Source organism: Lysobacter sp. CA196, assembly GCF_052078695.1.
Lineage (GTDB): Bacteria > Pseudomonadota > Gammaproteobacteria > Xanthomonadales > Xanthomonadaceae > Lysobacter.
The window spans coordinates 1-22,237 of sequence record NZ_JBQJIN010000040.1 but is presented as its reverse complement, the minus strand read 5'-3'; the positions used below and the strand labels follow the sequence as shown (position 1 = coordinate 22,237).

The following is a 22,237-nucleotide window of genomic DNA, read 5'->3' as shown; positions in this document are numbered from 1 at the left end:
GCAAGCTGCGTGCTCGCAGGGGAGCTTCGTCAAGGAGAGCCCTTTTCTTTGGTTACTTTTCTTTTGGGCTTAGCAAAAGAAAGTAACCCGGCCGCGTCAGCGGACGGAAGCTCTGCTCTTGCTCGAAAACTGCACCATGATCCATTCCCTGTAGGAGCGAGGTAAGTCGCGACCGCGACCTCTCAATCTCGCTCCGATGCCGGCGGCAGCCCGTCAGGGTAGGAGCGACGCAAGTCGCGACCGCGTGCTGACGGTCTTGCGGCGCATCGCTCACGAAGAGCTAAGATCAAACGCCAAAAGCTTCCGCCACTAAAGCGGCGGGTTACTTTCTTTTGTCTAAAGCAACAAAAGAAAGGTAACCAAAGAAAAGTGCTTTTCTTTGAGTCAAGGGCCCGCACGAGCGGTGCATGCGCGGGTATTTTTCATACGGGACATCCCTGTCCCGATGAAAAACGGCGCGCATCCGTGCGCGCCGCCCTCCGGGTCTTCTTCAGCCTTAGCTAATACGAAACTACGCACAGCTACAGCTACAGCTACAGCAAAATATTTACGGCAACGGCAACGGCAACGGCAACGGCAACGGCAACGGCAACGGCAACGGCAACGGCAACGGCGAGACGCAGAAACGAAGAAGCCGCGCAACGCGCGGCTTCTTCGTTTGCAGGGTCGCTTGCGCTTATTTGCGCAACAGCGGCGAATTCCAGCCGGGGCGGGGGGCGAAGCGGTCGCCGTAGCGGGCCTGCAGTTGTTTAAGGCGCGCGAGCACGGCGTCGGGGCCGTTTTCGCGGACGTACTGGATCGGGCCGCCGCGGAACGGGGCGAAGCCGGTGCCGAAGATCACGCCGGCGTCGAGCAGGTCGCCGTCGCTGACCACGCCGTCGTGCAGGCAGGCCACGGCTTCGTTGATCAGGGGCAGGATCAGGCGGTCTTCGAGGTCGCTCGGGGCCTTGTAGTCCTTCGACAGTTCCGGCTTCTGGGCGCGGCCGTTCTCCCACTTGTACAGGCCCTGGCCGTCCTTCTTGCCGCGCTTGCCCGGCTCGACGTTGCTCAGGGCCGGGGGCACGCTCAGGCCGAGGAAGGGCGCGAGTTCGGCGCCGACGCCGGCGGCGACGTCGAGGCCGACGGTGTCGATCAATTCGATCGGGCCCATCGGCATGCCGAACTTGACCGCGGCCTTGTCGATCGCCGGGCCCGGGATGCCTTCGGCGAAGGCGGTGCCGGCTTCGAGCATGTACGGGAACAGCACGCGGTTGACCAGGAAGCCCGGCGTGCCGGCGACCGGCACCGGCAGCTTGTCGATGGCCTTGCAGAACGCGGCCAGGCGCTGCTCGGTGTCCGGCGCCATGCGGTCGTGGCGGATGATCTCCACCAACGGCATCAAGGCCACCGGGTTGAAGTAATGCAGGCCGCCGAACTGGGCCGGGCGGCGGATGTGTTCGCGCAGTTCGTCGAGCGGAATCGACGAGGTGTTGGTGGTCAGCAACGCATCGGATTTCATGCGCGGCTCGACCTGGTCGTACAGCTCGCGCTTGGCTTCGGGCTTTTCGATGATCGCCTCGATCACCAGGTCGGCGAGTTCGGCGCCTTCGCCGCCGAGGTCGCCTTTGAGGCGCGCGGCCACGGCCGGTCGCTTGGCCTCGTCCTTGACCTTCTTGGCGAACAATTCCTGGGCGCGTTCGAGCGCGCCGTCGATGAAGCGCTGCTCGCGGTCGGACAGGGTGACCTCGAAGCCCTTGTAGGCCGACCACGCGGCGATGTCGCCGCCCATCACGCCGGCGCCGACCACATGCACGTGCTTGATGCCGTGCTCCTTGCCGCCCTGGCCTTTGAGCCGTTCCTGCAGGAAGAACACCCGGATCAGGTTGCGCGCGGTCGGGGTGCCGGACAGCTTGACCACCGACTTGCGTTCGGCGGCGAGCTTGGCCTGCACGCCGCCGCCGGTCCGCTCCCAGGTCGAGATCAGCGCGTACGGTGCGGGGTAGTGCTCTTTGCGCGCCTTGCGGGCGACCTGTTTGACCAGTATCGGCGCGAGGATCTTGCGAGCCGGCCAGGTGTTGCTGGCCCAGCCCATGAAGCGTTGCTTGAACGGACGTTCGGCGCCGCGCAGGGCGATGCCGGCGGCGGTGTCGACCAGTACCGCAGGCTCGGCGATCTTGTCGACCAGGCCGATCGCGCGCGCGGCCGATGCCGACAGGGTGCGTCCGGTCAGCATCATGTCGAACGCGGCCGGCGCGCCGACCAGCGGCGGCAGGCGCACGCTGCCGCCCCAGCCCGGGTAGATGCCGAGCTTCACTTCGGGCAGGCCGATGCGGGTCGAGGCATCGCTGCTGGCGACCCGATAACGGCAGGCCAGGGCGATCTCGGTGCCGCCGCCCATGCAGAAGCCGTGGATCGCCGCGACCGTGGGGCAGGGCAGTTCGGCCAGGCGTTGGAACACCTGCTGGCCGCGGCGGATGGCATCGCCGACCGTGCCCTTCTCGTCGAAGCTCTGGAACTCCTTGATGTCGGCACCGGCGACGAAGCCGCTGCTCTTGGCCGAGCGCAACACCAGGCCCTTGGGCGGGTCCAGGGCAAGGCGCTCCAGCAGGCCGTCGAGTTCGATCAGCACTTCCTGGGCGAAGGTGTTGACCGGCGATCCTTCGCGGTCGAACGAGAGCACCAGTACGCCGTCCTCGCGCAATTCGGTGTGCCAATGGCGGGCGCGGAGCCCGTCAAAAGCGGGGAGGCCGTCGAGGGCTGCAGTCATGCCGCACCATCCGTTCAGGTATGGGAAGCCGCTATCATCCCGATCTTGTTTCACTGCCGTCAAATCCGCCCGTGTCGACAGGCCCCGGGGCCGTCATGTGACACTTGGCGGTTGCGGGCGACCGCCGGCGGCCCCATTAATGCCGCGATTGAACTTTTCCCCCGACAGGGTTGTCCCATTGTTCGGCTATTGCCGAGCTGACAGGAGTGCCGGCGCGGCATGGCCGAGAATGAGTTGGACCAGGAGCTGGTCAGGCGTGTCCAGCGTGGCGACAGCGCAGCGTTCGATGCCTTGGTGCGCAAGTACCAGCATCGGATCACCGCGCTGATCGGACGCTACATCCCCGACTGGAGCGAATGCCAGGACGTGGCCCAGGAAACCTTCATCCGCGCTTACCGCGCGATGGCGAACTTCCGCGGCGACGCCCAGTTCTATACGTGGTTGCACCGGATCGCCGTGAACACCGCCAAAAACTATCTGGTTGCGCAGAACCGCAGGCCGCCCACCGACGACATCGACGCCGGCGACGCCGAGCAGTTCGATACCGGCATCCGCCTGCGCGACACCGATACCCCGGAGCACGAGCTGCTGCGCCAGGAGATCGAGCGCACGGTGATGCGGGTGGTGGATTCGTTGCCGGAGGAATTGCGGGCCGCCATCACCTTGCGCGAGGTGGACGGTCTGAGTTACGAGGAAATCGCGCAGAAGATGGCTTGCCCGATCGGCACCGTGCGTTCGCGGATCTTCCGCGCCCGCGAGGCGATCGACACCGAACTTCGGCCTTTGCTGGACAATCAAGACACCCGGGAGCGCGCCCACTGATGACGTCTACTACCCTCCATGGCGATGATCGCGAGAACCTGAGCGCGCTGTTCGACGGCGAGCTCGACGGCGACGCCGCGCGCTTCGCGCTGAAGCGGCTCGGTCACGATGTGCAGTGGCGCGACACTTGCGGCCGTTGGCAGCTGTGCGGCGACGTACTGCGCGGCAAGGTCAGCGGTGCGGCCGGGCACGATTTCGCCGGGCGCGTGGCCGCGGCGGTCGCTGCCGAAGCGGCGATGCTGCGTTCACAGGAAGCCTCGTTGGCGAAGGCCGACGCCGGCATTACCCCGCGCCGGGCCGGCGGCTCGCGTCGCGGCTGGATCGGCGGCGCCCTGGCGGCTTCGGTCGCGGTGGCGGCCTTGTTCGTGGCGCGTCCGTTCTCCGACGATACGACCGGCGTCGCGACCGACCCGGCCCAGGTCGCGGCGCAGAGCGCTCCGGCCAGCCAGGTACCGATGCCGGTCCCGGCACCGGTCGAGCAGGCGCTGGCGGCCTTGGCCGCGGTGCCGGCCCAGTCCGACCCCACCCAGCCCGAGGCTGCGTTGACCTCAGGCGACGCTTCGGTGCTGGCCGGCGCGGTCGCGGTCGCCGAAATTCCGCGCCGCCTGGCCGAGCGCCGTTCGCGTGGCCAGAGCCAGCGCGCCGCCCTGCGCGCCTCCGAGCGTTCGGCCGAAGCGCCGGTGCAGGTCGCCGCGGTCGCCAATGCCTCCCCGCTGCCGGCCGATACCGCCCACGCCAATCCGTTCCGGCCGCAGCCGAGCGAATCGGCCACGGCACGCCCGTGGCCGCGCGCGGTCCTGCCCAATTATTCGGGCGGCAGCAGCTATACCGCCGGTTACGGCAGTTCCGGTGGCGGCGCCTCGCAATCGTTTTATCCCTTCGAGCCGGCCACCCAGGCCGAAGAGGCCAAGGCGCGGTCGCAGGCTACGCAACGGCCGCAACCGCAGCCCTGATTCGCCTTGCCTGCCGCGGTCGTTCCGGCCGGGCAGCCCCCTTCGTCGAATGCGCGGTTTCGCCGCGCAAGGCGACCTGTCGTCTTTTTCCCGGAAAATCCACGTCGTTTCGAGGCCGCTTCCATGATCCGTCCCCTGATGAACAGCCTTCCGAAGAGCACCGCAGCCGGCAGCCGTCCGCTGCATTCCCTGGCCCTGGTCGGCGCGATCATCGCCGCGCTGCCGGTGGCCTGCACGGCGCAGGCGCCGACCACCCCGATCGCGCCGCCGCCGTCGGCGACGCCCGCCGCTCCCCTGGTCGCCGGCCTGCCGGATTTCACCAACCTCGTACAGCGGGTCGGCCCGGCGGTGGTCAACATCAGCGCCGAAGTCACCCCCAAGCGGGTGGCGCGCGGCGGCGGCATGCCGGACGAAGAGCAGATTCCCGAATTCTTCCGCCGCTTCTTCGGCCCGGAAGGCATGCCGGGCATGCCCGGGCCGGGTCAACAGGGCCCGCGCCAGCCGCGCGGCGGCGGTCGTTCGATCGGCAGCGGTTTCCTGATTTCGCAGGACGGCTACGTGCTGACCAACCATCACGTCGTCGACGGCGCCGACACGGTCACGGTCAAGCTGACCGACCGCCGCGAGCTCAAGGCCAAGGTGATCGGCAGCGATGAGCAGTCCGACGTGGCCCTGCTCAAGATCGACGCCAAGGGCCTGCCGTTCCTGCGCGCCGCCGGCGCCGGCCAGACCAAGGCCGGGCAGTGGGTGGTCGCGATCGGCTCGCCGTTCGGCCTCGACCATTCGGTCACCGCCGGCATCGTCAGCGCGGTCGGGCGCAGCAACCCCTATGCCGACCAGCGCTACGTGCCCTTCATCCAGACCGACGTTGCGATCAACCAGGGCAACTCGGGCGGTCCCCTGCTCAATACCAGCGGCGAAGTGGTCGGCATCAATTCGCAGATCTTCTCGAACTCCGGCGGCTACATGGGCGTGAGCTTCGCGATCCCGATCGATGTGGCGATGAACTCGGCCGAGCAATTGCGCGCCAAGGGCAAGGTCAGTCGTGGTCAGCTCGGTGTGGTGGTGCAGCCGCTGGATGCGAAAAAGGCCGCCGCCCTGTCCATGCCGGACAGCAGTGGCGCCTTGATCTCGCAGGTGCTGCCGGGCGGTCCGGCCGACAAGGCCGGCCTGACGCCGAGCGACGTGGTGCGCTCGGTCAACGGCACTCCGGTGTACGACTCCAGCGACCTGCCGCCGTTGATCGGCAACCTGCCGCCGGGCTCCAAGGCCCGTCTGGGCGTGTTCCGAGCCGGCAAGACGATCGAATTGGTGGTGGCGGTCAACGAGCTGAACGTCGACGGTGCGCTCGCGAGCGGCGATGCGGCGGGCCAGGGCGACGATGCCGGGCCTTCGCGCGAAGGCGGAAATGTCCTGGGTCTGGTGGCCCAGGAAGTCGACCCCGCCGCCCGCCAGCGCCTGGGCCTGAAGCCGGGCGAAGGGGTGGTGGTGCGCGATCCGGGCGAGGCGGCCAGCGAGGCCGGCGTGCGCCCCGGGGATGTGGTCGTGGCGGTCGGCCGGAATCCGGTCGGCAGCGTGGCGGCGTTGACCCGGGCCCTGGCCGAGATCAAGTCGGGTCAAGTGGCGATGTTGCTCGTGCGCCGCGGCGGCCAGACCCAGTTCATCGCGGTCGAGACCAGCGCGGAAAAATGATCCGCAGCCGCGGTCCGGCTTGAGGCGTCCATCAGCGCCGCCGGGCCGGAACCGCGGCCGGGCCAGCCGGATAAGCGTCGGGCGGCCCGTGCCGGGGCGTTCGCACCGGGCGCTCGCGCAACGGTCCGCGGCCGCGGACACGGTCCCGGTGGGCCTGCAACGGGCTTTCTGAGCCGCGCCCGCCGGCGCGGCACGGGAACTGCCGTCAGCGCCGGGGCCTATGCGATAATCTCCCGTTAATTTTCCTGGAACCGGCGAGCTTCGCGTCGCCTCGCATGCAACACATCAGAAACTTCTCGATCATCGCCCACGTCGACCATGGCAAGTCGACGCTCGCCGACCGCATCATCCAGCTGTGCGGAGGTCTCGAAGCGCGCGAGATGGAAGCGCAGGTGCTCGATTCCAATCCGATCGAGCGCGAACGCGGCATCACCATCAAGGCCCAGTCGGTCTCTTTGCCCTACAAGGCCAAGGACGGGCAGGTCTACCAGCTCAACTTCATCGACACCCCCGGGCACGTCGACTTCAGCTATGAAGTCAGCCGCTCGCTGGCCGCCTGCGAAGGCGCCCTGCTGGTCGTCGACGCCGCCCAGGGCGTGGAAGCGCAGTCGGTGGCCAACTGCTACACCGCGGTGGAGCAGGGCCTGGAAGTCGTGCCGGTGCTCAACAAGATCGACCTGCCCACCGCCGATGTCGAGCGCGCCAAGGCCGAGATCGAGGCGGTGATCGGCATCGACGCCGAGGACGCGGTCGCGATCAGCGCCAAGACCGGCCTCAATGTCGACCTGGTGCTGGAAGCGATCGTCAAGCGAATCCCGCCGCCGAAGCCGCGCGATACCGACAAATTGCAGGCGCTGATCATCGACTCGTGGTTCGACAACTACCTCGGCGTGGTCTCGCTGGTGCGCGTCATGCAGGGCGAGATCGTCCCGGGCAGCAAGATCCTGGTCATGTCGACCGGCCGTACCCACCTGGTCGACAAGGTCGGCGTGTTTACCCCGAAGCGCAAAGACCTGGCCAAGCTCGGCGCCGGCGAAGTGGGCTGGATCAACGCCAGCATCAAGGACGTCCACGGCGCGCCGGTCGGCGACACTCTGACCCTGGCCAGCGACCCCGCACCCAAGCCGCTGCCGGGTTTCCAGGAAATGCAGCCGCGCGTGTTCGCCGGCCTGTTCCCGGTCGACGCCGAGGACTATCCGGCGCTGCGCGAAGCCCTGGAAAAGCTGCGCCTCAACGACGCCGCGCTGCGTTTCGAGCCGGAAAGCTCCGAGGCCATGGGCTTCGGTTTCCGCTGCGGCTTCCTCGGCATGCTGCACATGGAGATCGTGCAGGAGCGCCTGGAGCGCGAATACGATCTCAACCTGATCAGCACCGCGCCGACGGTGATCTACGAAGTGCTCAAGACCGACGGCAGCGTGATGCCGATGGACAACCCGGCCAAGCTGCCGCAGTTGAACCTGGTCCAGGAAATCCGCGAGCCGGTGATCCGCGCCAACATCCTCACCCCGCCGGATTACATCGGCAACGTGATCAAGCTGTGCGAGGAAAAGCGCGGCGTGCAGATCGGCATCACCTACATGGCCAGCCAGGTGCAGATCAGCTACGAGCTGCCGATGGCCGAGGTCGTTCTGGATTTCTTCGACAAGCTCAAGTCGGTCTCGCGCGGCTACGCCTCGCTGGACTATCACTTCCTGCGTTTCCAGGAAGGCCCGTTCGTGCGCGTGGACACGCTGATCAACGGCGACAAGGTCGATGCGCTGTCGATCATCGTGCATCGCAGCCATGCCGACCGGCGCGGCCGCGACCTGTGCGAGAAGATGAAGGACCTGATCCCGCGGCAGATGTTCGACGTCGCCATCCAGGCCGCGATCGGCTCGCAGGTCATCGCCCGCAGCACGGTCAAGGCCATGCGCAAGAACGTTTTGGCCAAATGTTATGGTGGCGACATCAGCCGCAAGAAGAAGCTCCTCGAGAAGCAGAAAGAGGGCAAGAAGCGGATGAAGCAGGTCGGTCGCGTGGAGATTCCGCAGGAAGCCTTCCTCGCGGTGCTGTCCACCGGCGACAAGTAAGCGAACGGCGGAAAAGGGATTGAGGGTTGAGGAACCGCGGTCGTGCCCGATCCGGCACGAGGCGCTTGCGAAGATCGCTCAGGGAATTTCCGTAAGATCATCGGACGGCGAGGGTAGGCAGCGGTAGGGACAGGCGCAACGCAATCGAGCCGTCATGGCCGGTCGCGCATTACGTTCGGCCCGTCGACTGCGTTTCTCGGCTCCGGCTCACAACACCGCAAGGAAACGGCAATGCGTTGGTTCGAAATCGCACTGGTGTCGCTGACGATATTCACTGGCGTCGTCTGGCTGCTCGACAAGCTGGTCCTGGCCAAGCGCCGCGCCGCGCGCGAGGGCCTGCTCGACGACGGCAAGGAGCCGATCGTCGTCGACTATTCGAAGGCGTTCTTCCCGGTGTTGTTCGTGGTGCTGATCCTGCGCAGCTTCATCGCCGAGCCGTTCCGGATCCCCTCGAATTCGATGATGCCCACGCTGTTGACCGGCGACTTCATCCTGGTCAACAAGTTCACCTACGGCCTGCGCCTGCCGATCACCAACCGCAAGGTCCTCGCGATGGGCGAGCCGGCGCGCGGCGACGTGGTCGTGTTTCGCCCGCCGCACCACCCCGAGCAGGACTGGATCAAGCGCATCATCGGCCTGCCGGGCGACAAGGTCAGCTACCGCGATGGCCGCTTGACCGTGAACGGCGAACCGATCCTGTATGCCCCGATCGGCACCTACCAGGGCCGCGGCAACGGCACCGAGATGACCGGCGCCCAGGAACTGCGCGAACAGGTCGGCAACCACGTCCATCGCATCCTGCTGCGCGCCGAATCGCCGCTGCTGGACCAGGGCGAGGGCGAATGGGTCGTGCCGCAGGGCGAGTATTTTGTGATGGGCGACAATCGCGACAACAGCGAGGACAGCCGATACTGGGGCTTCCTGCCGGAACAGAACCTGCGCGGCAAGGCGTTCCTGATCTGGATGAATTTCGATGGGGGCGTGGATTTCTCGCGCATCGGCAGCAGCATTCCGTAACGGCGCCACGCCGGTGCGGATGGGGACGAGGTTCGCGCGTGCATCGGGCACGTCCGGGCCCGGCATATTGATCAACTGGGGATCGAAGGCATGAAGCGTAACCAGAGCGGCATCACCCTGATTGGGTTCATTCTCCTGCTGGCCGTGGTCGGCGTATTCGCCTACATGGGCATGAAGCTGGTGCCGATGTATACGGAGTTCTATTCGGTCAAGCGTTCGCTGGCGGACCTGGCCAAGGAGCCGGGCGCCGGTCGGATGGACAGCGCCAAGGCCCGCGACCTGTTCTTCCGCCGCATGGACATGAGCTATGTCGAGAGCGTGAAGCCGGCGGACTTCAAGATCGTGCGCAACGATGAGGGCATGGAAATCACCGTGGACTACGAAGTGCGCCGTCCGCTGATCGCCAACCTCGACGTGGTCGGTCACTTCAACGCGGTGCAGCAACTGCGCACGAAAGACGGTGACTGATTCGTTCACGCATCGCTTTGCGAACCCGGGATTGCTGGAGCAGGCCCTGACGCATCGAAGCGCCGGGGCCCCGCATAACGAGCGTCTCGAGTTCCTGGGCGATGCACTGGTGAACCTGATGGTGGCCGAGGCGCTGTATCAGCGTTGGCCGCAGGCCGATGAGGGCGCCCTGACCCGCGCCCGCGCCGAACTGGTGCGCGAGTCGGCGTTGGCGCCGATCGCGCGTACGCTCGAACTCGGCGCAAAACTGACCCTCGGCCCCGGCGAAATGAAGTCCGGCGGGCACCGCCGCGACTCGATCCTCGCCGATGCCCTGGAAGCCGTGGTCGCGGCGATTTATCTGGATGCCGGCTTCGAAGCCTGCCGCGCCGAGGTCCTGCCTTGGTTCGCCGCGGCGATGGAAGCCCTGCCGCCGCCGCACAAGGTCGGCAAGGACGCCAAGACCCGGTTGCAGGAATGGCTGCAGGGGCGGCAGAAGCCGCTGCCGGTGTACACCCTGATCGCCGAAAGCGGCGAAGACCACGCCAAGACCTTCCAGGTCAGCTGCGTGTCGACCCAGCCGCCGCTCAGCGCGGTGGGCGAGGCCGGCTCGCGCCGCGCCGCCGAGCAGATCGCCGCCGAGGACGTGCTGCGCCAGCTCAAGGCGGATTGAGGCCCGGACGGAGCGGGATCGGGACTTGGGACTTGGGACTTGGGACTTGGGACTCGGGACTCGATTTGAGCATCGTAGAGGCCGGGTTGAGTCCCGTCCTAACTAGGCAAGCGCGGCTTGGTTCGCGGCATGACGCTTTCCGGCCACGAGCCGATTTGCTGTTCCCACCGCCCAGGCGGACAATTCCCCCATGACTTCCTCTTCACATCGCGCCGGCCACGTCGCCGTCATCGGCCGTCCCAACGTCGGCAAATCCACCCTCGTCAATGCCCTGGTCGGGGCCAAGGTCAGCATTGTCTCACCGCGACCGCAGACCACCCGCCACCGTTTGCTCGGCATCGCCACCTTTCCCGAAGGCCAGCTATTGCTGGTCGATACCCCCGGCATCCACCGCGAACAGAAGCGGGCCATGAACCGGATGATGAACCGCGCCGCGCGCGGCGCCCTCGAAGGCGTCGATGCGGCCTTGCTGGTGGTGCGCGCCGGGCAGTGGGACGACGAGGACACGCTGGCGTTCGATGCCCTGCGCGGCGCCGGCCTGCCGGTGGTCCTGGTGGTCAACCAGGTCGACCGCATCACCGACAAGACCGTGCTGCTGCCGTATCTGGCGAAGGTCAGCGAAGGCCGCGACTTCGCCAGCGTGCATCCGATCTCGGCGCTCAAGGGCAAGGGCCTGGACGCTCTGGTCAAGACCGTGCTGTCCTTGCTGCCGGAACAGGAAGCGCTGTACGGCGAAGATGAGATCACCGACAAGAGCCAGCGTTTTCTGGCCGGCGAGATGGTCCGCGAACAACTCATGCGCCAGCTCGGCGAAGAGCTGCCGTACGCGACTACGGTCGAGATCGAGCGCTTCGTCGTCGACGGCGAGCTGCTGCGCATCGGCGCGGTGATCTGGGTCGAGCGCGAAGGCCAGAAAGCGATCGTGATCGGCAAGGCCGGTTCGCGCCTGCGCGAGATCGGCGCCAAGTCGCGGGTGCAGATGGAGCGCCTGTTCGGGTCCAAGGTCTTCCTGGAAACCTGGGTGCGCGTGCGCGAAGGCTGGTCCGACAACGAAGCGGCGTTGCGGCAGTTGGGGTATGAGTGAGGCCGGGGAATAAGGAATAGGGGAGTCGGTACAGTAAGAGGCGCCAGCATCGGTGCTGGCGACGCGACTGTCTCAGGGTAAATCGATAGAGCGAAAATCTTTCAGGTCGCGGCCCCGGCTCTAACCATTCCCCATTCCCGGCTCTTATGCACCTGACCGCCGAATCCGCCTACGTGTTGTACACGCGCCCCTGGCGCGAGACCAGCTTGTTGGTCGAAGTGCTGAGCGAGCACCACGGACGCATCGGCCTGGTCGCGCGCGGCGTGCAGGGGCCGAAGCGGCAGGTGCTGCGCGCGGCCTTGCAGCCGTTCCAGCACATCCGCCTGGATGCGCTGCTGCGCGGCGAACTGGCCCGGTTGATTTCGGCCGAAGCCCTGGATGCGGCACCGCGTTTCGACGGCGAGGTCGCGCTGGCCGGTTTCTATATCAACGAGTTGTTGCTGCGTCTGCTGCAGCGCAACGACCCGTTCCCGGAACTGTACGAGCTCTACGGCCGCACCCGTGCGCGTCTGCCGGACGAAGGATTGGCCTGGACCCTGCGCTGTTTCGAGCGCGATTTGCTCGATGCGCTCGGCTCGGGCTTCGACTGGAGCGTCGACGCCGAGGGTGTCGCGATCGATCCGGCCGCGCGCTATCGGCTCGACCCCGAGCAGGGGCCGCGGCGCATGCTCAGCGATCGCGGCCACGGCGAACGCAGCGCCGCCGCGACCGGTCGAGCCTTGCTCGCGCTCGCCTACGACAGCGCACCGGAAGCGACCGATCTGCCGGGCCTGCGTCAGGCCATGCGCTCGGTGCTCGTGCACCATCTCGGCCCGCGCGGCCTGAAATCCTGGGAGCTGTTGGCGGATCTGGCGCGGGTGGCGCCGAAGCGCGAAGTGCGGCGCGACGACGAAACCGGCTGAGCGAATTGGCCTTGCGGAAATATCCGGCCAGATGCGTGCGCTTACGCTCGACTTTCTGGCTGGTTCGAACCGCAAGCCGGAGCCGAACGATTCAGCCCGCGGCGGGCGGTGCGACGGTGTCCTGCGCGGCCCGATCGAATTGCGCCAACAGCAACGACGAATCCGGCTGCGCCTGCAATTCCTGCACCGCCTGCGCCAGGCGTGCGGCGCCGACGAAGCCGCAGCTCGCGCGCAGTTTGTGCAGCTCGCCGCGCATGGCGTCGACATTGCCGAGTACGGCTGCGCTGGAGATCGAGCGCCGAGCGTTCGGCAGCTCCTGGGTGAACAGCTCGCGCAGGGTCGCGATATGGGCGCGGTTGCCGTTGAGCGCGCGAGCGGCGACGTCGTCGTCCCAGATCGGCGCATCGGCATCGCCGATCGACGACAGTGCCATCGCGACATCGCGTTCGGGCAGGCCGAGCAGGCGACGGACCGCGGCGCGCACCGCGACCGCGGGCAATGGTTTTACCAGCACCTCGGCAAAGCCCGAGGCGATCAGCCGGTCGCGCACTTCGGTTTCGCCGGTTGCGGTATGGGCGACCGCCAGCGTGCCCGGATGGCGCTCGCGCAAACGCCTGAGCAGATCGATGCCGCTGCCGTCGGGCAGGTGGGCATCGAACAGCCAGAGTTGGTAGTCCTCGGCATTGCCGAGTGCCATCGCCGCAGCGAGCGTGTCGACGCCGTCGACTTCGGCAGGCACGGCCTCGACCGCGGCGGTCAGGAAAGCGCGGCTGGTCGGGTCGTCCTCGACCAGCAAGATGCGTGGGACTGGGGATGTCTTCATTGCCGGTTCGCTTCCGCCCGCTATCCTGCTTCCATGCTGCGGACCATGTTACGCCTCCTGATCGGTTTGTCGCTGCCCCTGGTTTGGGCGGTGTCGGCCGATGTTGGGGCGGCGACACTGAACGCCAGAATCGCGCGGGTCAGCACCGCCGTGGCCACGCTCGAAGACGTGCGGGTGCGGCTGTCGTGGCCGGCGCAGGCCGTGCAGGGCGAGTTGCAGTTGCAGGCCGGCCGGGTCGTGGCGCCGGACCTGGGCTATCGATACCGCGACCTGGTCTGGCGTTGTCCGCTGCAGCGCGACGGCCGCGGAGGCTGGCGTTGCGACGGCGATTTGCGCGGCGGCGGGGGCCGGCCCCTGCGGCTGGCGCTCGACCTCGGCGTCGCCACCACCGATGCGCGTTTGAGCCAGGGCGCCAGCGTGTTGTCGCTGCATCGCGATGTGGCCGCGCCCGACTTGACCCGGATCGACCTCGCCCGGGTGCCGCTGGTCTGGGCCCAGGCCCTGGTGGCCCAGGCCTGGCCGGACGGGCGGATCAAGGGCGGCAGCCTCGACGGGAAACTGGCCATCACCGCGCCGGCGAAGCAGCCGTTGCGCATCGCCGGCCCCTTGCAACTGAGCGGCGGGGCATTGGATACGCCCGACGGCTCGATCGCCGCCGAGAATCTCGGCGCGCGACTGCGGATCGAAAGCGAACTCGATCGTCGCGACCGCGTCCTCGTCGACGGCCGCCTGGAAGGCGGCGAATTGCTGTTCGGCAATGCCTACATTTCGTTGCAGCGGCGACCGGTCGCGTTGTCGATCGAGGCGACGCAACAACCGGGGGAGGGTTGGCGCCTGCCGCGATTGTCGTGGCGCGACGACGGCATCCTCGCAGTCGACGGCAGCGCCGCGTTGACGCCGGACGCCACGCTGGCCGAGCTCGATCTGAATCTGCGCAGCGCCGACCTCGCGCCGTTGCGCGATGGTTATCTGTCCGGTTTCCTCGGCCTGGCCGGCTTGGCCAAACTCGAACTGACCGGTACGGCGCAGGCGCGTTTGCGCATGAGCGGCGACGAGTTGCGAATGGCCGAAGCGATCCTGAGCGACGTATCGATCGACGATGCCCAGGGGCGATTCCGTTTCGATGGCCTCGACGGCGCCGTCAGTTACTCCGCCGATGCCGCGGTCGACAGCGAGTTGGGCTGGCGTGGCGGCGAGTTGTACGGGCTCGGTTTCGGCGCGGTGCGCCTGCCGTTTTCCAGCGGTGGCGGCGAGTTGCGCCTGACCCGTGCGGTGTCGCTGCCGATGCTCGGCGGCCGTGCCGGTTTCGATGGCCTGCGCCTGCGCCCGCCGTCGGGCGGCAAGGGCCTGGACGTGCGCTTCGGCCTCAACCTCGACCGGCTCGATGTGGCCCAGCTGTCCAAGGCCCTGGACTGGCCCGCGTTCACCGGTGAGCTCAGTGGCCGCCTGCCCGAAGCGCACTATGCCGACGACCGGCTCGAACTCGCCGGCGGCCTGACCATGCAGTTGTTCGGCGGCACCGTGGCGGTGTCTTCTTTGGCGATGGAACGCCCGTTCGGGGTCGCGCCGACCTTGAGTTCCGACCTCGCCCTGGAGAACCTCGACCTGGAATCGCTGACCGGGGTGTTCGGCTTCGGCAGCATCACCGGCCGGCTCCACGGGCGCATCGATCAACTGCGTCTGGTCGACTGGCAGCCGGTCGCGTTCGACGCCGAGCTGCACACCCGCAAGGCCCGCGGCGTGCGCCAGCGTATCAGCCAGCGCGCGGTACAGGACCTGTCCAGCGTCGGCGATTCGTCGTTCGTCGGCAGTCTGCAGGACCGCCTGATCGGTTTCTTCGACGACTTCGGCTATGCCCGCATCGGCATTTCCTGCCGCCTGGCCGACGAGGTCTGCTACATGGGCGGGCTCGGGCCGGCCAAGAACCAGGGTTTCGTCATCGTCCAGGGGGCCGGCGTGCCGCACCTGGACGTGGTCGGCTACAACCGTCGGGTCGACTGGCCGACCTTGCTCGAACGCCTGGAGGCGGTGAGCAAGGGCGAGGTCAAACCCGTGGTTCAGTGACGCCATGCCAGCCTTGTCCCATCGCGGCGTCGTGCTTCAATAGGCGCCATTCGTTCAGCCCGCGCCGGATGCGCGGGATGCCGCGCAGGACGCGCATAACCGAAAGGACCCGCTCATGCGCCGTTGGATGGGAATACCGGTCGCTGCCGTGATGTTGACGGCTTGCGTGACGATCAATGTTTACTTCCCGGCCGCCGAGGCCAAGGAAGCCGCCAAGGAATTCGTCGAGAAGGTCATCGGCGACACGCCGGTCGAATCCAAGGCCGAGCCCGGCAAGCCCGGCGGCAGCGCCTCGGTTGAGCGCCCGGCCTTGCAACTGGACCGACTCGCCGGCCGGGTCGACTGGTGGTCGCTGGTCGGCATCGGCAGCGCCCAGGCGCAGTCGCCCGACATCTCGATCAAGACCCCCGCGATCCAGGCGATCCAGTCGCGCATGGCCTCGCGCTTCGACGGCCAGTTGCGCGCGCATTTCGACTCCGGCGCGCTGGGCTTCACCAACAGTGGCACCGTCAGCGTGCGCGACGCCTCCAAGATCCCGCTCGCCGAGCGCGTCGCGGTCAACCAGGCGGTGGCCGACCAGGGCCGCGATTCGTCCGCGGTCTATCGCGAAATCGCCGTCGCCAACGGCCACCCGGAATGGGAAGCGCAGATCCGCCAGGTGTTCGCGCGCCAGTGGATCGACAGCGCCAAGGGCGGCTGGTGGTACCAGGATGCTGGTGGCGGTTGGAAGCAGAAATAATCGGGGACTCGGGACTCGGGACTCGGGACTCGGGACTCGGGACTCGGGATTCGGTCAAGCCACAGCAAAGGCCCGCCATCTGCGGGCCTTTGCTTTTGCGTGTCGGACTTGTGCTCCAGACACTAAGCCACGACGCTCCTACGAGTCCCGAGTCCCGAGTCCCGAGTCCCGAGTCCCGAGCCAAGTCCCGAATCTGCGACAATAGCCGGCCTTGATTCCTGCCAGCAGCTGTGGCCCGCATCGATCAAACCCCTTTCGAAGTCGCGATCACCGACTTCACTCATGACGGCCGCGGCGTCGCCCGGCGTCCCGACGGCAAGGCCGTATTCGTCGCCGGCGCCCTGCCGGGCGAACGCGTCATGGCCAAGCAGACCGCGCGTTCGCGCAGCTTCGACGAGGCGGTGACGCTGGAAGTGCTCGAAGCCGCGCCCGACCGGGTCGCGCCGCGCTGCGCCCATTTCGGCGTCTGCGGCGGCTGCGCCTTGCAGCATCTGGCCGAAGACAAGCAGATCCTCGCCAAGCAGCGCGTGCTGATGGACAACCTGGAGCGCATCGGCCACGTCGTGCCCGAGCGCGTGCTGCCGGCACTGACCGATGCGGCCTGGGGTTATCGCCGCAAGGGCCGGTTCTCGGTGCGCCGGGTCGAGAAGAAGGACAAGACCTTGGTCGGCTTCCGCGAGACCGATCCGCGTTTCGTCGCCGACATCGCACGCTGCGAGACCGTGATCCCGCTGATCGGCGACAGGATATCGGCCTTGGCCGGGTTGATCGACGGCTTGCAGGCGCGTCGCGAAATTCCGCAGGTCGAGTTCATCGCCGGCGATCCCACGCCGGACTACACCGGCGTGGCGCTGACCATCCGCCACCTCGCGCCGTTGTCGGAATCCGATCGCGAGGCCATCGTCGCCTTCGCCCAGGCCCACGGCTTCGCAGTGTTCCTGCAGCCCGGCGGCATCGACAGCGTGCATGCGCTGTGGCCGGCCGAGCCGAAGCTCGCGTTCTCGCTGCCGCAGTGGAACCTGGAACTCAAATTCCGTCCGCTCGACTTCATCCAGGTCAATGCCGGCCTCAACGGCCACATGATCCAGCACGCGATCGACCTGCTCGAACCGCAGCCGCAGGATCGCGTACTCGACCTGTTCGCCGGCCTCGGCAATTTCACCTTGCCGCTGGCGCGCACGGTGCGCGAAGTGGTCGGCGTCGAAGGCGAGGCCGGCCTGGTGCGGCGCGCTCGCGAGAACGCCGAACACAACGGCCTGGCCAATGCGCAGTTCCATGCCGCCGATCTGAGCAAAGACCTCGGCGGCGAGTCGTGGATGCGCGAGGGCTTCGACCGCCTGTTGCTCGATCCGCCGCGTTCGGGCGCCGATTTCGTCCTGACCCAGCTGCCGCTGAAGCAGTTCAAGCGCATCGTCTACGTGAGCTGCCATCCGGCTTCGCTTGCCCGCGATGCCGGCTATCTGGTGCGCGAAAAGGGCTGGAAACTGCGCGCCGCCGGGGTGATGGACATGTTCCCGCACACCGCCCACGTCGAATCGATCGCAATGTTCGAGCCGCGTTGAGCCCGAAGCCCACAAGCCGGGTGGCTTCGAAACTGCGATAGCGCGCCGCTTCCAGGGTAGGAGCGGCGCGAGCCGCGACCGCGATCTCGCAAGTGTCGTCGCAACCGCGGTCTGGATCTCTATCGCGCGATTCGCCCGATCACTCAGGCAACAACGACCACTCGGTTCCCCGCAGAAGGAAACGCAACGGCTTCGAGCCCTTGCCCTGGCTCGGCGTGTCCAGGTCGGCATGGCATTCGACCGCGTCGTTATCGCGCTCAAGCTTGCACGACTCTAGTGCGGCGACGGTAAGCGTCGCGGCGAATTCCTTGAATTGGGCGGCAACCTTCGGGTCCTGCTCCCGGCCGCCGAGATGGACCAAGTGCTCGCGCACCAGTTCCTGCGCCCGCGCCAGCGTCGGTTGCGGCGCATCGATGTCTTTCTCTTCGACCACGTGCCACTGTGCGCCGTCGCGACGGAAACGCAGGGCCGTGTAGTCGTCGCCGATGCTGCCTTCCATCCTGAGGATGCAGGTGGTCTGCGCTTCGTCGAGCGCCTGGCAGCCCTGCACGGCAGCGATCCTGATCGATTCCAGCATCGCCACGGCCAACAACGAAGGCGATTCCTTGCTGGTTTGCTTGCGTATTTCCGCGTCGATGCCGAGGCGGAAGGCGGCCTTGGCTTCATCCAGACTGGGTGCGGCATCGGTGGCGAACGCAGCGCCGGGAGCGGACAGCAGGGCGAGAGAAATCAGGCGCGTCGTGAGTGCGATAGCGGGCATCCGTGCGGAAACTCGGGAGTGGCGGGCGGCGCCCGCGGAGCGCGCAGTGTACGCACCCGCGCGACTGCATCCAGCGGCTGCGTCATAATGGCGCATGGGCATAGAAATCGAACGCAAATTCCTGGTGGTCGGCGAGGCTTGGCGCACGGCCGCGCACAAGGTCGTGCCGATGGCGCAGGGCTATCTCAACGATCTGGCGGCGATGGATGCGCCGCTCGCCGGAGCCGCCGCGATGAAGGCCTCGGTGCGGGTGCGCATCGCCGGCGACGAGGCTTTCTTGAACCTCAAGTCGCGCGAGCTCGGCCACACCCGCCAGGAGTTCGACTATCCGATTCCGGTCGAGGACGCGCGCAGCCTGCTCGCGCTGTGCGTCGGCGGCATGATCGACAAGCGTCGCCACTACGTCGAACACGAAGGCCATCTGTGGGAGGTCGACGAGTTCCTCGGCGACAACGCCGGTCTGGTCGTGGCCGAGATCGAGCTCGACCACGCCGATGCCGTCTTCGCTCGCCCGGCGTGGGCCGGCGCCGAGGTCACCGATTCGGCGCGCTACTACAACCTGGCCCTGGCGACCCGCCCGTACGCGCAGTGGAGCCCGGCCGAGCGCCACGGCAGCGCCGCCTGAGCCCGCGCCCGGTGCCGCCTGAAGGGGCCGGAGACGGGCGGGGTACGCCTGTCGCGCCATCTGCGCGACAATGGCCGCGGCGCAGCCAGCGCTGCCTTCTTTCCAGGAGTTCCGCATGCTCGTGATCGGTGTCGCCGGTACCGAACTCACCGCGCAGGAGCGCGACTGGTTGCAGCACGACGCCTGCGCCGGCGTCATCCTGTTCAGCCGCAACTTCGCCTCCCGGGCCCAGGTCGCCGAGCTGTCGGCGGCGATCCGCCAGGCCGCACCGCGTCCGCAGCTGATCTGCGTCGACCAGGAAGGCGGGCGGGTGCAGCGCTTCCGCGAGGGCTATAGCGCGCTGCCGCCGCTCGACGTGTTCGGCCGGCTCTACGCCAGCGACCGCGAGGCCGCGCTAAAGCTGGCCGAGGAACACGCCCAGCTGATGGCCAGCGAGGTGCAGGCCAGCGGCGTCGACCTGAGTTTCGCCCCGGTGGTGGACCTGGGCCGCGGCAATCTGGCGATCGGCAATCGCGCCTTCGACGCCGACCCGCAGGTCGTGTCCGCGTTCACCGCCGCCTACGTACGCGGCATGCACGCGCGCGGCATGGCCGCGACGCTCAAGCATTTTCCGGGCCACGGCTCGGTGCTGGCCGACACTCATTTCGACGAAGCGGTCGATCCGCGCACCCTCGACGAGTTGCGCGCGACCGATCTGATTCCGTTCGTCGCCGGCATCGAGGCCAAGGCCGATGCGGTGATGATGGCGCATGTGTCATATCCGGCGGTCGCGCCGGAACCGGCCGGCTATTCGCGGCGCTGGATCGAGGAGATCCTGCGCGGCGAGATGCAGTTCCGCGGCGTCGTCTTCAGCGACGACATCGGTATGGCCGCCGCGTTCTCGGTCGGCGGCATCAAAGCGCGCATCGATGCGCACCTGGACGCCGGTTGCGACGTGGTGTTGGTCTGTCACCCGCAACTGGTCGAAGAATCGTTGGCGGCGGTCGAAGGCCGTCGCCTCAACACCGCGGCGTTGACCGGCCTGATCGGCCGCGGCGCCATGGGCTGGGACGGCCTGATCGCCGACGCCCGTTACGGCGAAACCCGCCACCGTCTGGAAGGATTGGCTTGATGACTTCGCACGACCTGGCCGCTGCGCTCGCCGATGCCGAGCTGATTTTCGACCGCCGCACGCTCGAGCGCGAAATCGCGCGCATGGCCGGCAAGATCCGCAACGACTACGCCGGCAGCGTGCCGGTGTACCTGACGATCATGCACGGCGGCCTGCCGTTCGCCGCGCAGTTGGCGATGGAAATCGGCGCACGCGGCCTCGACCTGGAATTCGATTACCTGCATGCCACGCGCTATCGCGGCGCGACCTCCGGCGGCGAGCTGGTCTGGAAGCACCGTCCGGCGACGCCCTTGCGCGGTCGTCGTGTGCTGCTCGCCGACGACATCGTCGACGAGGGCCATACCCTGCATGCGATCCGCGATTGGTGTCTGCAACAGGGCGCGGTCGAGGTGCGCATCGCCGCGCTCGCGGTCAAGGCCCACGGCCGTTGCGTCGAAGGTTTGCGCGCGGACTACGTCGGCATAGAAGTGCCGGACCGCTACGTGTTCGGCTACGGCATGGATTTCCACGAGCAGGGCCGCAACCTGCCCGCGATCTACGCACTGAAGGATTGAGATGAGCGATCTGGCAATCGACCTGGCCGTGATCGGCGGCACCGGCCTGTACCGCATCGCTGAGTTGCAGGACGTCGAGTCGCACCAGCCGGTGACGCGCTATGGCGCGCCGTCGGGCCCTGTCCGGGTCGGCACGCTCGGCGGCCGCCGTGTCGCCTTCCTGGCGCGCCATGGCGAAGGCCATTCGCTGCCGCCGCATCAGGTCAATTACCGCGCCAATCTCGCCGCCTTGCAGGCCCTGGGCGCGCAGCGCGTGCTCGCACTCAATACGGTCGGCGGCATTACCGAACGGTTCGGGCCGCGCGTGCTGGCTTGTCCGGATCAGCTGATCGACTACACCTGGGGCCGCATTTCGACGATCTGCGAAGAACCCGGCACCGAGGTGTTGCACGTCGATTTCGGCGAGCCCTACACCCGCAATTTGCGCCAGGCGGTGATCGCCGCGGCGCACGGCGCGGGAGTGGCCCTGGTCGACGGCGGTTGCTACGGCGCCACCCAGGGCCCGCGCCTGGAAACGCGCGCCGAAATCGTGCGCATGCGCCGCGACGGCTGCGACCTGGTCGGTATGACCGGCATGCCCGAAGCCGGCCTCGCGCGCGAGCTGGGCCTCGATTACGCCTGCCTGGCCATCGTTGCCAACTGGGCGGCCGGCGCCGGCCCCGATCCGGACGAAGTAATCACCCTGCAGGACGTGCTCGACAACGTCGCAGTGGCCTCCGCCGGCCTGCCGGCGCTGCTGAGCGCCGTGCTCGATAGGTGATCGAAGTCGCATAAACCGAATCCCGCCGATGCGGTGTGGCCGGTTTTCCCTGCGAACTACGTGATGGATGTGGTCACGCTGAGCCGTTGTCATCCACCGGCACAGTTTGCATACTCGCAATGCGTCTCGTGGCACACATAGCGACGACGCACGTCAACGCATCCAGCATGAGGTCAATAAGGATATGCAGTACGGCACCGTGAAGTGGTTCAACGACGCCAAGGGCTTCGGTTTTATTTCTCCCGAAGATGGCAGCGCGGATGTATTCGTGCACTTCTCCGCGATCAACGCAAAAGGCTTCCGCAGTCTGCAGGAAGGCCAGCGCGTCAGCTACCAGCTGACCCAGGGTCCCAAGGGCGCACAAGCGTCCGAAGTGGCTCCGGTGGTTTGATTGCGTTGCCCCTTGGGGCAATGGCTGGCCCGATCGAATCGGACAGTTTCCAAGGCCTCGCTCCGGCGGGGCCTTTTTCTTTGTGCGCAGTGGTGGCTATGGCCGTTGCTGTTGCCAGGATTTTGATCTGCTTTGCCGCTTTGCCGGTCAAGAGAAGACCCGTAGGGCGGCCCGCAAGGATGCGGGCCGTGCGCAAGCAGGCCATGGATGGCCTGTCTGGAGCATCCCTGCGTCGGCTTCGAACGCGCGGGCTTGTGCCCTTGCAAGGGGAGCCCTTTTCTTTGGTTACTTTTCTTTTGGGCTTAGCAAAAGAAAGGGGGCTGTCCTAGATAAGGATTCGATCTAGGATGCGAAATGGCGATAAGTCGTTGTCGGATAAGAAAAAAAGACCAACTTAGGCTGGTCGAGCTGTTCGTGGCCCAAGCGACAGCTCGTACCGCCGC

At 67.1% G+C, this 22,237-nt stretch carries 20 protein-coding genes; 17 read left to right on the top strand and 3 right to left on the bottom strand.

What is annotated here, in order from left to right; all coding sequences use genetic code 11:
- Positions 1-676 precede the first annotated feature (676 nt).
- Positions 677-2,746 carry a 3-hydroxyacyl-CoA dehydrogenase NAD-binding domain-containing protein gene (locus ACTOWK_RS22165; RefSeq protein WP_441332251.1) on the bottom strand — a complete coding sequence of 690 codons (2,070 nt, stop codon included), beginning with the start codon at positions 2,744-2,746 and terminating at the stop codon, positions 677-679.
- Between the two features lie 219 nt (positions 2,747-2,965).
- Here ACTOWK_RS22165 and rpoE point away from each other — a divergent pair, with 219 nt between their 5' ends.
- The 9 genes from rpoE to recO all read left to right on the top strand — a co-directional run bounded on the left by rpoE (position 2,966) and on the right by recO (position 12,405).
- On the top strand, positions 2,966-3,568 hold the full coding sequence (rpoE, locus tag ACTOWK_RS22160; RefSeq protein ID WP_031373660.1) for an RNA polymerase sigma factor RpoE: 603 nt from the start codon (positions 2,966-2,968) through the stop codon (positions 3,566-3,568).
- Positions 3,568-4,521 (top strand): RseA family anti-sigma factor, encoded by a 954-nt coding sequence (locus tag ACTOWK_RS22155; protein WP_441332250.1) that lies wholly within the window; start codon positions 3,568-3,570, stop codon positions 4,519-4,521. Before rpoE ends, ACTOWK_RS22155 begins: the two co-directional genes overlap by 1 nt.
- Before the next feature lie 138 nt (positions 4,522-4,659).
- A complete protein-coding gene (locus tag ACTOWK_RS22150) occupies positions 4,660-6,213 on the top strand; it encodes a Do family serine endopeptidase (RefSeq protein ID WP_441332271.1) in 1,554 nt (517 codons plus the stop codon).
- 275 nt (positions 6,214-6,488) lie between these two features.
- Positions 6,489-8,282, top strand: coding sequence for a translation elongation factor 4 (gene lepA, locus ACTOWK_RS22145; RefSeq protein WP_441332249.1), 1,794 nt, complete (start codon positions 6,489-6,491; stop codon positions 8,280-8,282).
- 231 nt (positions 8,283-8,513) lie between these two features.
- Positions 8,514-9,299: a signal peptidase I gene (gene lepB / locus ACTOWK_RS22140; RefSeq protein WP_441332248.1), complete on the top strand. Its 786-nt coding sequence runs from the start codon at positions 8,514-8,516 to the stop codon at positions 9,297-9,299.
- 90 nt (positions 9,300-9,389) lie between these two features.
- Positions 9,390-9,767, top strand: coding sequence for a DUF4845 domain-containing protein (locus tag ACTOWK_RS22135; RefSeq protein WP_441332247.1), 378 nt, complete (start codon positions 9,390-9,392; stop codon positions 9,765-9,767).
- Entirely contained in the window at positions 9,760-10,419 is a 660-nt protein-coding gene (gene rnc, locus ACTOWK_RS22130) for a ribonuclease III (protein WP_441332246.1), read from the top strand. The genes ACTOWK_RS22135 and rnc overlap by 8 nt, the downstream gene beginning before the upstream one ends.
- A gap of 190 nt (positions 10,420-10,609) precedes the next feature.
- Complete coding sequence (gene era, locus ACTOWK_RS22125) at positions 10,610-11,503, top strand: GTPase Era (RefSeq protein ID WP_031373667.1); 894 nt, start codon at positions 10,610-10,612, stop codon at positions 11,501-11,503.
- Between the two features lie 146 nt (positions 11,504-11,649).
- The gene (recO, locus tag ACTOWK_RS22120) at positions 11,650-12,405 is read left to right on the top strand and encodes a DNA repair protein RecO (protein WP_441332245.1); all 756 of its coding nucleotides are present in this window, start codon (positions 11,650-11,652) and stop codon (positions 12,403-12,405) included.
- A gap of 91 nt (positions 12,406-12,496) precedes the next feature.
- Here the strand turns inward: recO and ACTOWK_RS22115 are convergent, their stop codons facing one another.
- Complete coding sequence (locus ACTOWK_RS22115) at positions 12,497-13,228, bottom strand: response regulator (RefSeq protein ID WP_441332244.1); 732 nt, start codon at positions 13,226-13,228, stop codon at positions 12,497-12,499.
- A gap of 45 nt (positions 13,229-13,273) precedes the next feature.
- Here ACTOWK_RS22115 and ACTOWK_RS22110 point away from each other — a divergent pair, with 45 nt between their 5' ends.
- The 3 genes from ACTOWK_RS22110 (at position 13,274) to rlmD (ending at position 17,593) form a co-directional block, all read left to right on the top strand.
- Positions 13,274-15,292: a hypothetical protein gene (locus tag ACTOWK_RS22110; RefSeq protein ID WP_441332243.1), complete on the top strand. Its 2,019-nt coding sequence runs from the start codon at positions 13,274-13,276 to the stop codon at positions 15,290-15,292.
- Positions 15,293-15,407: 115 nt separating this feature from the next.
- Positions 15,408-16,031, top strand: coding sequence for a YdbL family protein (locus ACTOWK_RS22105; RefSeq protein WP_441332242.1), 624 nt, complete (start codon positions 15,408-15,410; stop codon positions 16,029-16,031).
- 218 nt (positions 16,032-16,249) lie between these two features.
- A complete protein-coding gene (gene rlmD / locus ACTOWK_RS22100; RefSeq protein WP_441332270.1) occupies positions 16,250-17,593 on the top strand; it encodes a 23S rRNA (uracil(1939)-C(5))-methyltransferase RlmD in 1,344 nt (447 codons plus the stop codon).
- 139 nt (positions 17,594-17,732) lie between these two features.
- On the opposite strand, the gene ACTOWK_RS22095 is transcribed toward rlmD, so the two are convergent.
- Positions 17,733-18,449: a hypothetical protein gene (locus ACTOWK_RS22095; protein WP_441332241.1), complete on the bottom strand. Its 717-nt coding sequence runs from the start codon at positions 18,447-18,449 to the stop codon at positions 17,733-17,735.
- On the opposite strand from ACTOWK_RS22095, the gene ACTOWK_RS22090 reads away from it, so the two are divergent.
- From ACTOWK_RS22090 to ACTOWK_RS22070, 5 genes are all read left to right on the top strand, one after another.
- The gene (locus ACTOWK_RS22090) at positions 18,448-18,978 is read left to right on the top strand and encodes a CYTH domain-containing protein (protein WP_441332240.1); all 531 of its coding nucleotides are present in this window, start codon (positions 18,448-18,450) and stop codon (positions 18,976-18,978) included. The two genes, ACTOWK_RS22095 and ACTOWK_RS22090, sit on opposite strands and share 2 nt — an antisense overlap.
- A gap of 115 nt (positions 18,979-19,093) precedes the next feature.
- Positions 19,094-20,089: a beta-N-acetylhexosaminidase gene (nagZ, locus tag ACTOWK_RS22085; protein WP_441332239.1), complete on the top strand. Its 996-nt coding sequence runs from the start codon at positions 19,094-19,096 to the stop codon at positions 20,087-20,089.
- Positions 20,089-20,643 (top strand): hypoxanthine-guanine phosphoribosyltransferase, encoded by a 555-nt coding sequence (locus tag ACTOWK_RS22080; protein WP_441332238.1) that lies wholly within the window; start codon positions 20,089-20,091, stop codon positions 20,641-20,643. Before nagZ ends, ACTOWK_RS22080 begins: the two co-directional genes overlap by 1 nt.
- A 1-nt stretch (position 20,644) precedes the next feature.
- Complete coding sequence (locus ACTOWK_RS22075) at positions 20,645-21,403, top strand: S-methyl-5'-thioinosine phosphorylase (RefSeq protein ID WP_441332237.1); 759 nt, start codon at positions 20,645-20,647, stop codon at positions 21,401-21,403.
- 184 nt (positions 21,404-21,587) lie between these two features.
- A complete protein-coding gene (locus ACTOWK_RS22070; RefSeq protein WP_031373678.1) occupies positions 21,588-21,794 on the top strand; it encodes a cold-shock protein in 207 nt (68 codons plus the stop codon).
- Positions 21,795-22,237: the final 443 nt, after the last annotated feature.